General features: G+C 47.1%; 13 protein-coding genes. 4 read left to right on the forward strand and 9 right to left on the reverse strand.

Features of this window, described 5'->3' with window-relative positions:
• Window positions 1–10: 10 nt before the first annotated feature.
• The 3 genes from yunB to C558_RS0124340 all read right to left on the reverse strand — a co-directional run bounded on the left by yunB (window position 11) and on the right by C558_RS0124340 (window position 2647).
• Complete coding sequence (gene yunB, locus C558_RS0124330; RefSeq protein ID WP_018758928.1) at window positions 11–847, reverse strand: sporulation protein YunB; 837 nt, start codon at window positions 845–847, stop codon at window positions 11–13.
• A gap of 335 nt (window positions 848–1182) precedes the next feature.
• Window positions 1183–1974, reverse strand: a complete 792-nt coding sequence (locus C558_RS0124335; RefSeq protein WP_026264114.1) for a TrmH family RNA methyltransferase — start codon at window positions 1972–1974, stop codon at window positions 1183–1185.
• Between the two features lie 7 nt (window positions 1975–1981).
• A complete protein-coding gene (locus tag C558_RS0124340) occupies window positions 1982–2647 on the reverse strand; it encodes a potassium channel family protein (protein WP_018758930.1) in 666 nt (221 codons plus the stop codon).
• 142 nt (window positions 2648–2789) lie between these two features.
• Here C558_RS0124340 and sspI point away from each other — a divergent pair, with 142 nt between their 5' ends.
• The 4 genes from sspI to C558_RS0124360 all read left to right on the forward strand — a co-directional run bounded on the left by sspI (window position 2790) and on the right by C558_RS0124360 (window position 6423).
• Entirely contained in the window at window positions 2790–3020 is a 231-nt protein-coding gene (gene sspI / locus C558_RS0124345) for a small acid-soluble spore protein SspI (RefSeq protein WP_018758931.1), read from the forward strand.
• Between the two features lie 239 nt (window positions 3021–3259).
• On the forward strand, window positions 3260–3955 hold the full coding sequence (locus C558_RS0124350) for an ABC transporter ATP-binding protein (RefSeq protein WP_018758932.1): 696 nt from the start codon (window positions 3260–3262) through the stop codon (window positions 3953–3955).
• Window positions 3952–5313, forward strand: a complete 1362-nt coding sequence (locus tag C558_RS0124355; RefSeq protein WP_018758933.1) for an ABC transporter permease — start codon at window positions 3952–3954, stop codon at window positions 5311–5313. The genes C558_RS0124350 and C558_RS0124355 overlap by 4 nt, the downstream gene beginning before the upstream one ends.
• 33 nt (window positions 5314–5346) lie before the next feature.
• Entirely contained in the window at window positions 5347–6423 is a 1077-nt protein-coding gene (locus C558_RS0124360) for an efflux RND transporter periplasmic adaptor subunit (RefSeq protein ID WP_018758934.1), read from the forward strand.
• 34 nt (window positions 6424–6457) lie between these two features.
• Here the strand turns inward: C558_RS0124360 and ytaF are convergent, their stop codons facing one another.
• From ytaF to C558_RS0124390, 6 genes are all read right to left on the reverse strand, one after another.
• The gene (gene ytaF, locus C558_RS0124365; protein ID WP_018758935.1) at window positions 6458–7060 is read right to left on the reverse strand and encodes a sporulation membrane protein YtaF; all 603 of its coding nucleotides are present in this window, start codon (window positions 7058–7060) and stop codon (window positions 6458–6460) included.
• A gap of 73 nt (window positions 7061–7133) precedes the next feature.
• A complete protein-coding gene (locus tag C558_RS0124370; RefSeq protein WP_018758936.1) occupies window positions 7134–8171 on the reverse strand; it encodes a hypothetical protein in 1038 nt (345 codons plus the stop codon).
• A 175-nt stretch (window positions 8172–8346) separates the two neighbouring features.
• Complete coding sequence (locus tag C558_RS0124375; RefSeq protein WP_018758937.1) at window positions 8347–9942, reverse strand: peptide chain release factor 3; 1596 nt, start codon at window positions 9940–9942, stop codon at window positions 8347–8349.
• Between the two features lie 148 nt (window positions 9943–10090).
• Window positions 10091–10543, reverse strand: a complete 453-nt coding sequence (locus tag C558_RS0124380) for a hypothetical protein (protein ID WP_018758938.1) — start codon at window positions 10541–10543, stop codon at window positions 10091–10093.
• A 37-nt stretch (window positions 10544–10580) separates the two neighbouring features.
• Window positions 10581–11558, reverse strand: a complete 978-nt coding sequence (locus C558_RS0124385; protein WP_018758939.1) for an ABC transporter ATP-binding protein — start codon at window positions 11556–11558, stop codon at window positions 10581–10583.
• A complete protein-coding gene (locus tag C558_RS0124390) occupies window positions 11555–12562 on the reverse strand; it encodes an ABC transporter ATP-binding protein (RefSeq protein ID WP_018758940.1) in 1008 nt (335 codons plus the stop codon). The genes C558_RS0124385 and C558_RS0124390 overlap by 4 nt, the downstream gene beginning before the upstream one ends.
• Window positions 12563–12565 lie beyond the last annotated feature (3 nt).

Here is a 12565-nt window from a genome sequence, read left to right on the forward strand (position 1 = left end):
AACAGAGAGATTATTTCTTGCCTTCTAGATTCGCATTAACATCGACAGAAACATTCGACTGTTGTTCATGCGAATCGGTAATGACCGTTGTCGTCGTGCCTTGTGATTTTTTCTGTTCCGAAGAAGGTGTGTTAAGACCCGGTAACGCCAGGCTAGGCGCTCCCGCACTATTGTCACCTATGGCTTTACCTTTATTGTCATAATAATATTGCGGAACATTGCCAACCACCATCATATAGGAGATCGGTATATTAGACTCGACCACTTCGGGTTCGGTATCGAACGGGATAATGATGGATACCTCTGCTACAATACGGATGTATACTTCGACCAGAACCATATTAATGCCTGCATCCTGCTGTTTTGTATTCAACTCCACTTTTACGGCGCCTTGTGGTTCTAAGCGAATCGGAATTTGAGGCCCGAAAGAGGCAATCACGGCGCTCCCTAATGCTTGACCGAGCGGAATATGCTCGTTCAAATCTTCAATGTTCTTCAAGGTACCCTCGACAACCTCTTTGGTACGAGAAGTAATTCGCATATTCTCCGCATAATTCATCATAAATCCAGCGACCTTGCCATCCCGATCCGTCTTCCAATCAATCAAATTCTGAAAGTTACTGCCGCTGGCAATTTGTTCCGAGATCGCATTATTGATGGCCTGGGTCGCGATTTGTTTAATCCGGATTTTGGCTAGCGCCATAATTGGCGGCTTTAGATTCTTCTCTAAGAATATTAATGATTGCATCGATAGTAAGGTAAAGACGACGAGTGCGATAAAGAACAGTTTTCGTTTGCTCCCGGGCTTGCGGGTAGGCTTGCTTCGCCACCCTTTCCTAATCTGCATAGGCGTTCCTCCTGTGGGACACATCATACCGTTAACTCTAACAGCTTATGCAGCATGGCCCAGAAAAAGAAGAACAGGCTATCAGTGGTAGTTCAAAAAGTCATCTTTTACCCACGAAGTGCTACAAGAAGCGAATTCGACACCGAATCTTGCGTTCCTCCTTCTTCGGATTCTCACAACCTCAGCTGATACTTACGAAGCAAGTTTTCTTTGAAAACTCTTAGGTGCTGAAAAGCCGACTTTTTTGAACACGCATTATATTTTATTGCATCGCTTCGACATGAAAAAGAGCACGGCATACACCCGTGCTCTTCCCTTCTGATCATCATATGCAACTATGTAAATCGCCGCTGCCTAAGCGCCTCATATAGCAATACGGATGTCGCCATCGCAACATTAAGCGATTCCGCACGGCCCGGCATCGGGATAATAATCCGATCATCGACATAGGCTTCTGCCTCTGCCGATACCCCCTTGCCTTCATTCCCGACGAGCAGCCATGTCGATGGACGAAAATCATAGGCATAGCACGTGTGCTCCGCTTGTAAGCTGGTACTCACAATCCGTGCGCCACCTTGCTTGGCTGCAGGGAGTAATTCATTCAGATTCCCTTCCAGAATCGGCAAATGAAACATTGAACCCATCGTTGCGCGAATCGTCTTCGGATTGTACAGATCCACTGTGCCTTTCCCGAGAATCACTGCATCAGCCAGCACAGCATCCGCGCTGCGAATGATCGTGCCGAGATTACCTGGATCTTGTACGCCATCTACGACGACGACTAGCGCATTCTCTCGTTCCATTAAGGCGCCCATGTCCGAGCTTTGCTTGTGAACGACTGCGAAGACAGGCTGCGGCGTCTCGGTCGAGCTGCATTTGGCGATGATCGCTGACGTAACGCCGATCCATTCCACATCCAAGTGCGATGCTGTCAGCTTCTCAATTTCCGCAGGCATGCCCTGCTCCAAGCTATACACGATACATTCAACCGATGCACCTGAGATAAGCGCTTCCTGTACCAGATGAATGCCTTCAATAATATATTTGTGTTCTTTATCTCGCGTTTTTTTCTCCAGAAGCTGCGCCCATTGCTTCACCCGCGGATTCTGTAAAGATGTAATTTCCATGTACCCCTCACCCATTCGAATAGTGAATCTCCATCTTCTGAAGATCCTTGTTAGCCCCGACAATAATGAGAATATCATCGGATTTGATGCCATCATCCGCATTTGGAGAAATGTTCATTTTCCCATTATTTTTAATCGCCATGACGTTGCACCCGAATTTCGCACGCACATCTAATTCCTTCAAGTTCTTGCCTACCATCTGAGGCGCGGCTTGCATCTCGATAATACTATGATCACTCGACAGTTCGATAAAATCCATAATGTTCGGGGAGACTAAATGATGCGCGACGCGAAGTCCCATATCCCGCTCCGGATAAATAACTTTATCCGCCCCAATTTTATTGAGCACTTTTCCGTGCAATTCATTCTGCGCTTTGACAATAATCCTTGGAACACCAAGATCTTTAAGAATCAACGTTGTCAAAATACTGGATTGAATATCTTGTCCAATCGAAACAACGACCACATCGAAGTTACGAATACCGAGTGCTTTTAACGCTTCTTCATCTGTCGAATCGGCAGATACGGCATGTGTGACAATATTGACGATATCCTGCACACGACCTTCATCACTATCGATCGCTAGAACCTCAAACCCCATATCGCTAATGGCACGAGCCACACTAGAGCCGAATCGCCCCATCCCAATGACTGCAAATTGTTTTTTAGCCAATTCTGTCACCTTCCCCGTAGAAATCTCAATTGTGCTTATTATACCACACAACCTTCGAACGCATAAAAGCACATTTTCTCAAGAATCATTCCGGTTAATCTTGGGCATAGTACACAAGAATCCACTCTGGAGGTGCAAGTACATGGGTATACAACTGGATTTGCGACAAGCTATTCTCCGTAAAGTACAGAATAAGACCGATGCCGAGATTGCCGACATGATTGAGGATTCAATCGATTATGACGAAAAGGCGCTTCCCGGGCTTGGCGTGTTGTTCGAGTTGATCTGGAAACAGGTTGATGACAAGACACATCATGAGCTTATCCATGCGCTGCAAGAGAAGCTCTCCACCGACGCCCCCGCTCACTCGTAAATAATCGCGAACCTTTCCCTATATTGGGAAAGGTTTTTCACATTTTCATCACATTTCAATGCAACAAATTTCGTAGAAAAGAGAAACGAAAAGCCTTCTGATACGTTCTAGTATAGTATTTACATAAAATAGGGTTCAGAAAGGTGACTTCTTTTTGAGCTGCCTTTATGGCGATGAAGGGGAAGCTAATAGATTCGTCGTCTAATTCCATAGCACCATACTAGAAAGGAGGCTGCATCTTGCTGCGTGTAGAACATTTATCCCACGTCTTTCGCAATGGGAGCGAAGACACTCCAGTCCTCAGAGACATTAATTTCACCATACATAAGGGCGAGATCGTCGCACTGCTCGGCAGTTCCGGTTCTGGTAAATCCACGCTGCTCAACTTGATGGCAGGTCTGATGAAACCGACGGAAGGAACGATCTTGATTGCGGATCAAGCCATTGAGAAAATGAGCGAGAATAAACTGGCCGAATTTCGGCGTACGAACATTGGCTTTATTTTTCAGGCCTATGAATTAATCTCGCACATGACCGTACGCGAGAATGTGGAGCTTCCTCTTGTATTCCAAGGGGTCAAGCCTAGCAGCCGTAAAGAGAGAGCTCTATCCCTGCTCGAGAAGGTTGGACTCAAAGAAAAGACCGAGATGTTCCCTTCTCAGCTCTCCGGTGGACAACAGCAGCGTGTCAGTATCGCGCGATCGCTTATTACGATGCCTACCATTGTGTTCGCAGATGAACCTACAGGGAACTTGGATACAAAGACAGAGAATGAAATTATCGATCTACTCGTTGAATTGAACCAATCGCTTCAGCTGACCTTCGTCATCGTCACTCACGAGAAGGAAGTTGCTGATCGTACGAAAAGGATCATTCAACTGCGGGATGGCTATTTGATCGACCAGATGGTTGAGACGGGAGGTCAGGCCACATGAGAATACGCGATTATTTGAACATTGGTTGGGACCAGCTCAAACGGCGCAAAGTCGTTACGGCCATGTGTACCATCGGAATCGCCATCGGTTCCGCTGCTATTATCGTTGCCTTATCCTTAGGCGAGTCCGCACAGCAATACGCGCAGGAACAAGTCAATTCTTTTCTCAAAATTGATGAGATTACGATAACGAATGAAGCTAACACCTCTCAAGATAGCAGTTCATCCGATTCAGATCGTGGCATCATTACAAAACAGAAGCTCGATATTATTGCGCAGCTTCCTCATGTCAAGGCCGTAGGAACCTACAAAAGTATTGGAAACTTCGGATTCAGTGTCGATGAGACCAAGGAAGGACGTCTAGAGCTGACTGCGACCAATTTGGAATCGCTCGAAGCGTTCGATAACAAATTCAAGCAAGGCGGCATCTCGGAACAAGAGAATACCGTCGTGCTCAGTTATGGCGCGATGATGGGGCTTATGGATCAAGAAGCGATGGAGGCACGGGACAAGCAAATCCGGGCCAACCCGAATGATGAAGCCCTCTGGGAGCAATTCCGAGAGATGGATAAAATCGTGACACCACTCTACCAGAAGCAGTTGAAGCTGAAAGTCGACGTCACCCAAGATCTGAACAATCCCAAAATCGTAGAAATCCCGCTCCGAGTTGTTGGCGTGCTAGCCAAACCATCTGGTGTATCGGATAATCAAGTCTCCTGGATGAAGGATGCTTATATCTCCCATGCACTAGCTGACCAAATTACCGACTTAATGAAAGCTGCGCGACCTGGCACCGAACTTACTCCAGAGCTAAGCGCAGAATTCAACAAAGCTGTCGTCAAAGTCGATGACATCAAGAATGTCGAGACATTAGACAAAACGATCAAGAAACTAAGGTTAACACCTCAGAACAATTTACATCAGCAGGATCGACTCGCAGAACAATTCGCCATCGTTCGTACGGTTGCACTTGGGGTCGGGTTATTCGTCTTGTTCATTGCATCCATATCGATTGTTGTTGCCATGACCATGTCAACCTATCAACGAAGAAGACAGATCGGGATTATGAAGGTGCTTGGTGCGAACCTCGCGCAAATCCGCAACATGTTCATCGTAGAATCGGCACTCCTCGGACTTGTCGGCGGTGTGTTCGGCATTCTATTTTCCTATTGGGTCGTCTGGGGGATTAATGCACTCCTCATGGCAACCGAGGGCGGAGACCAGAGCATCCTCTTTATTTCCACCTGGATTCTTGGCGTTGGCATTTTCTTCGCCGTCCTGACCGGTATATTATCTGGCATTTATCCAGCGATCAGCGCATCGAGAACGGATGCTCTAACAGCCATCAAACGAGACTAGAACACGAACTATTACAGGAGAGTGACATCGATCATGAAAAAGAAAATATGGCTTGGGATCGCGGCCTTAATCATTATTGGGATTAGCTTCGGTCTCTACAGCCTCAGCTCGCCGAAACCGCCTGTTGTTGCCGATGGGCTGGACTCGACCTTGCAATTTGAAGTTACCAAAGAGAACTTATCCAAGACCATTGATGTAAAAGGCAAGTCCTCCTATCTCAATGAGACGGTCATTTATGCCCCTTATGACGCTTCCATCCTCAAATGGAATGTCAAGGACGGCATGCAGATCAAGCAAGGAGCGACGTTATTTTCCCTAGATCGTACGAAGATACATAATGAGATTGCGCAGCTCGAAGCGCAGCTTCAGAAATCTGCTCTTGAAGCCAGACTTAGTGACCTTCAGGCCAATGTTGCGGATACAGAAGCCACGTTAAGCCTATCTGAGGCGGACGCGAAGCGTGGGTTCGTGGAACGTGAGAAGAACAAAATTATGAATGAGCTGAACCAAGTGAATGACCAAATCAGCAAGACAGAGTTGGATTCGAAACGCAAGAAGCTGCAGCAATCGGATTTCAAGACACCAGCTTCCGGAATCTTCTTGTTCGATGATGCGAATGCGATTCCGAAGTCGGTGCATGAGAATGATCGGATCGGTAAAATTGTCGACTTAGATAAGCTTCAGCTCGTGAGCTATGTCGGCGAACAAGATGTCTTTCAGATCAAGGAAGGCATGCCTGTCAAAGTAAAAATCAATGCGCTCAAGAACGTTACGCTTACCGGGAAGGTCGTTAGCGTATCGAAATTCGCGAAAACAGGCACCGAGCAGAATGCCTCCCAATCCGCACAGTTCCAAGTTAATATCAGCCTGTCCAAAAATGAAAACCTCATCGCGGGTCTCAGCTTAACGGGATCCATTGAGGTTGCAAATAAACCGGATGTATTGGTCATTCCGACAATTGCTGTACAACGTGAGAAAGATCAATATTACGTCATGCTCAAATCAGGAAATGGCCTGGAGAAGAAATATATCAAAATTGGCCTTGAAACGCCGGATAAGACGGAAGTCGTTGAAGGATTGAAGGAGAAAGACACGGTCGTATTGCAGTAGATGAATCGGAATTAACAAATTAACAACCCCGGGATTATATTAATATTTCATACAAACCGATAAGGCACAACAGGATGCCTGCTAACACATTGGAGTAACGCCCGAACCATGTTCTAGCCATTCTCCTGCCGACGTTGGAGCCTACGCCGATGAATAATACAGAGAGTATACCAGTGATTACCGTCGTCCAGAGCGCTGATATTCCTGTTGCGCCGGCGCCAATGCCGGTAGCAATATTATTCAGCGTAAGCGCTAGGCCAAGTGCTAGAGATTCTTTCCATGAAATCACTTGATTATGATCCTGATCCGCATGGATCGGATTGCGCAGTACCTCAGATAAGGTAGGAGCTTCAAGCTCCTCCTTGGAGTCTGAGGACCGTATACTTCCCCATAGCGTCCAAATCCCGATAAGAATAATAACAAGCGCTCCTGACAAATTCGCCATGTCGCTTGAGATGAATTGGACCAGCCATTCGCCCATCCGCATCGAGAAATAAGTACCGATCATTGTGATACATGCAATCAGAATATTCGGTAGCCAAGGAATTCGAGTTCTTTTCATTCCAAAAGACAAACCAATCCCCAAATTATCCAAATTGGAAGCAACTGCAAACATAATCACAGATATCCAATGCAAATTCAATCACCTCTTCTATATCCCCTCCTACTCTATGCCCATTTTAAGAAGATGTGACAGAAACCGATATCTATTATCCAAATTGGATTGTGTCCGTCGAAGGAGCCACTACATTAGCACGAGGATCGATCTGCTCCATCAGCTTGATAAGCGCTTGCCGTTGCTGTTCCTCAAGCTCATTCGCCATAGCGCCTAACTCCGGACGCAACTGAAATTCAATCGACGTATCCCGCTTCAGCCACGCCGTATTCCTTCTTGCCGCACTACGCTGTACATCCTCGATCGTTGCCATAGGAACCGCGTGCGCTTCACCATATGCTGCAGAAATCGCAGCTTGACGGTACGATTGACGCAGCTCGATCACAGGTCTGATCGTACCGATCCCAACCGTTACATTCGTTCCATACATGTAATCCAAAAGCTTATAGAGGCGTTCAGCACGTAATAATGCAGCTTTACCTAGCGAGGTCTGATCATCTTCAGTGATGAAGAAAATCGTCATATATCGATTCATCATAGGGCTAGCTACGCATGGAGCTAGCTGCTTTGCAAATTGATTCACAGCATCATAATATCTAGATAAGCGCATATGATTCTCCGTCGGGCTTATCCCCTCAATTTGGGGGAAAGCAATCATCATCGCATACCCTGTATTCCATTGAAGATTGAGAATTTCTGTAAGCTGCCGGAACTTGGTATCCTGCATCGTCTCCATCATAAGGGAAATGGCCAATAAATTCTCAGTAATCGAGATTAACGTTGTTGTTGGCTTTGATGCCATACGGAGCTCTAACCGCTTCCATTGCTCCAGATCTAAATCCTGTACCTGTCTGCGAAGTGCATTTAGTAAATCTTCATCCGAATCCTGAGCGTCCGGGATAGTGTATAATATCCTGCATTGAGGGTCGAGCTGCTTCATCGCACAAGAGCGATTAACATCTGTATCATTCAACAACAGGATATCGGTTCCCCTCTGCTCGATACACCGTATCATTATCTCTTCGTTTTCTACTCGAAGGAGCTGGAATATCCCTGGCAACCGCCGAGTAATGAGCTCCTCTAACCTATCCTGTTCCTCAGGCTCATCGTTTACGATGAGTAACCGATACATAGTAATTCCCTCCTTAGCTACAATCCATAGTACCTGCTGCTGCGCTAATTTCGCCTCACCCTCTTTCCTTGGATGCGCTTTCACGAATTGGTAATATGATACAGTTTATCATAAAAAAATAAGGTTATCGATAGCCAAAGCTGATCGATAACCTTAAGTTTTGATGAATGTTTTGTTACGGCGCTGTTTCAAGGAATTTTGCCGTTGGATTCTTGTCCATTGCCGTCCGCATCGCGTATTCATTCTCGAAGAGGACAACATAATTGCCCTTCTTATCCGTGACGAGCTGCGAATTAATACGGAACTTGCCTGGATCGATTTTATTCTCCTCATCCACGATCCATCGTGCGAATTGATATGACATACGCTGCAATTGCACATCGACGCCATACTCGCCCTTCATCCGGTATTCGAATACCTCGAATTGGAGTTGTCCGACGACGCCTAGGATCGTCTCATCGAAGCCGCTAGCCGAATGGAAGACCTGAATCGTACCTTCTTCTGTCAGCTGGTCAACGCCTTTTTGATATTGCTTATGCTTCAATGCGTTCTTCACCGTTACTTTCGCGAAGATCTCCGGCGAGAACGTCGGCAGCTCATCGAATACGACCTCACTGCTCTGACTTAACGAATCTCCAATACGGAATATACCGGGGTCGAATAAACCAATTATATCCCCTGGATATGCATATTCAACAATATCCCGATCTTGTGCAAGGAATTGCTGCGGTTGCGACAACTTAATGTCCTTACCCGCACGTACATGGCGTACACTCATGCCGCGTTGGAACTTCCCAGAGCAGATGCGCAAGAAAGCAATTCGGTCACGGTGAGCCGGGTTCATGTTCGCTTGAATTTTGAAAACATATCCTGTAAACTTCTCATTCTCGAGCGGATCGATTGGACCAGCCGTACTGTTACGTGCTGTTGGTTTCGGTGCAAGCTCCAAGAAGTTCTCGAGGAATGTCTGCACCCCAAAGTTATTAATCGCGCTTCCGAAGAATACAGGTGTTAATTCACCCCGTTTGACTTTCTCGAGATCGAACGGATCGCCCGCAACATCTAACAGCTCAAGCTCCTGACACAATTGATCATGCAAGAATTCGCCCGCCATCTCACGAATGACTGGATCCTCGTAGCTATCAACCTTGCGAACTTGAATTTCGGAATGATCATTTCCTTGGAACAATTCCACTTGGTTATGGACACGATCATAGACGCCGCACAACTCACGGCCTGTGCCGATTGGCCAGTTCATCGGTACCGAACGAATGCCGAGCACTTCCTCCAGCTCTTCCATCAGTTCGAATGGGCTGCGGCCTTCACGGTCCAATTTGTTAATGAACGTGAAGATTGGAATCCCACGCTTCGCGCAGACTTGGAACAATTTCACGGTCTGAGCCTCGACCCCTTTGGCGACGTCAATCAACATGACTGCGCTATCCGCAGCAGTCAGCGTACGGTACGTATCTTCACTGAAGTCTTGGTGACCTGGCGTATCCAGAATGTTAATCCGATGACCTTTATAATCAAATTGCATCACAGAGGACGTTACCGAGATACCACGCTGCTTCTCGATCTCCATCCAGTCCGATGTTGCATGCTTGCTTGCCTTACGCGCTTTTACCGATCCAGCTTCGCGAATCGCGCCTCCGAATAAGAGCAATTTCTCCGTCAATGTCGTTTTACCAGCATCCGGGTGAGAAATGATTGCGAACGTGCGTCGTTTATCGACTTCAATCTGTAATTCTTCGGCTAATGTTTTGCTCATGCCCCATGTCCCTTCATCTACAAAATCATAACTTATATTGTAACATATTGAAGCGTGAAAATGTATTCGAATTGGAAGTGATAGCACCCATTTCATAAAAAAGACGCCTTCCTCTACCTCACGGCAGGAAAGCGTCTCAATATATCTCTTATTGGGCTGCCAATGCACGAATAACAACCGATATGACTTGATCCTCACCTTGACGTTCATGTTCGATAACGACCCAATTGGCAGCTAGGGCTGATTTTAATGAATCAACATTCACTGAAGATAGACGAAGCTGATCTACACGTCCTTCACTCGCCGTGAAGTCACGCCCCGCTTCAACACCGAAACGCTCGAAGAGCCAGATTTTCAACCCGTTATTCGTATTGAAAGTAATCTTGTAGCCTTCGCGAATCGCTTGCTCTAGAGGCTCGCCATTCTCTTCTGCATAAGAGAGAAAATCATCATAGCTGTAATACTCTTCCTCAGCAACTTTAAGCGGTGATAAATCACCTGTTTGAACCACGTTAAGCAGCACATCATCGGTTATACCGAAGCGGTGCGCCCGCTCCACCATAATCGCCGTATTCTGCGAGATTCTTACGATATTGCTCATAGCCAGCACATCCCTTCCCCATGATTCCAAGTTTCACTTAGTATAAATGACAGGCTGTATAATGACCTGGCGATATTTCTTTCCATTCCGGCTCTTCTGCACGGCAGTGATCTGTCGCGAATGGGCACCGGGAAGCGAACTTGCAGCCCTGCATGTCATTCAGCGGACTCGGCAAATCGCCCTTGAGCAATTCGGACGGCATCGCAGCAGCCTTCGGATCGGGTACCGGAATGGCGGATAGCAGCGCTTGTGTATAAGGGTGTGCCGGATGGGTGTAGAGCTCATCACTCGGTGCCAGTTCAACCAGCTTACCCAAATACATCACCCCGATCCGATTCGAGATATGCCGAACCATCGATAGGTCGTGGGCAATGAATAGGTACGTCAGACCGAATTCACCCTGTAAATCCTCCAGCATATTCACCACTTGTGCTTGTACAGACACGTCTAGCGCCGAGATCGGCTCATCACATAGGATGAATTCCGGATTGACGGACAAAGCCCTTGCGATACTGATCCGTTGTCTCTGCCCACCACTAAACTCATGCGGGTATCGATCAATATGTTCGGATTTTAGCCCTACCTTATTGAGAAGCTCGAGCACACGATCCTGACGATCTTGGCGGCTGCCGAACCCGTGAATCTCCATCGGTTCATTAATGATTTGCGAGACGTTCATGCTTGGGTTCAGTGAAGAATAGGGATCTTGGAAAATCGCCTGCATCCGCTTGCGGAATGGCTTAAGCTCCTTCTCCTTCATCTTCGCGACATCTTTGCCGTCGAACCAAATTTCACCGTCTGTCACCTCATGAAGACGTACGATGCTTCGACCTGTTGTTGATTTCCCACAACCAGATTCGCCGACAAGTCCAAATGTTTCGCCTCGGTTGATATGAAAGCTGATATTATCAACTGCCTTAAGTACCTTCTTTTCACGCCCGAAGCCTCCGGAACCCATTGGGAAATATTTTTTCAAATTTCGAACATCGAGCAATACATCGTCCTTCTTAGTCATTGTACTTCCTCCCCTCGACCCTTAGCACCATGCTTCATGTCATCTGAGAGCAACCAGCAGAGCGAACGATGTCCTTCTTCTGGTACGAAATAAGGCGGCATCTCACGGCATTTGTCCATCGCATGCGGGCAACGTTCCATAAATGGGCAACCTGAAGGCGGATGAAGCAAGTTCGGCGGCGTCCCTTCAATGGACGCCAGGCGCTCACGCTGCCCTTCCTTTACGCGCGGAATCGATCGCAGCAAGCCTTGCGTGTAAGGATGGCTTGGACGTTCGAAAATATCCTCAACCGTGCCCTCCTCCATAATCATCCCACCGTACATGACGATGACGCGTGTACATACCTGAGCAACGACGCCCAAATCATGTGTAATCAGCAGGATCGAAGTCTTCGTGTTATCGCGCAGCTGCTTCATGAGCGCAAGAATTTGCGCTTGAATCGTTACATCGAGCGCCGTCGTCGGTTCATCCGCGATGAGGAGCTCTGGCTTACAGGATAAAGCCATCGCAATCATAACGCGCTGACGCATCCCACCGCTGAACTCATGCGGATATTGATCAATCCGCTGCTCTGGCGAAGGAATTCCTACTTCCCTCAACAACTCAATCGCACGTTTACGGCTATCTGCCTTACTTAATTTCTGATGCCGACGAATCACTTCAATCATCTGCGATCCAACACGCTTCACCGGATTGAGCGAAGTCATCGGATCTTGGAAGATCATCGCGATTCTGTTCCCGCGAATTTGACGCAGCTGAGGTTCCGACATTTGGCGTAGATCTTGGCCGTGAAATAGAACCTTACCATCTTTAATGACACCTGGAGGCTGGATTAGCCCTAAGATGGACTTCGCAGTAATACTCTTCCCACTGCCTGACTCGCCAACGATGCCAATAACCTCGCCTTGCTGCACGTCAAAGCTAACCCCGCGGACCGACTCAACCTCACCATCACGCGTCATAAAAGACGTTTTTAAATTTTGCACGGATAATAATTCTGTCATACG

Source organism: Paenibacillus terrigena DSM 21567, assembly GCF_000374845.1.
Lineage (GTDB): Bacteria > Bacillota > Bacilli > Paenibacillales > Paenibacillaceae > Paenibacillus_K > Paenibacillus_K terrigena.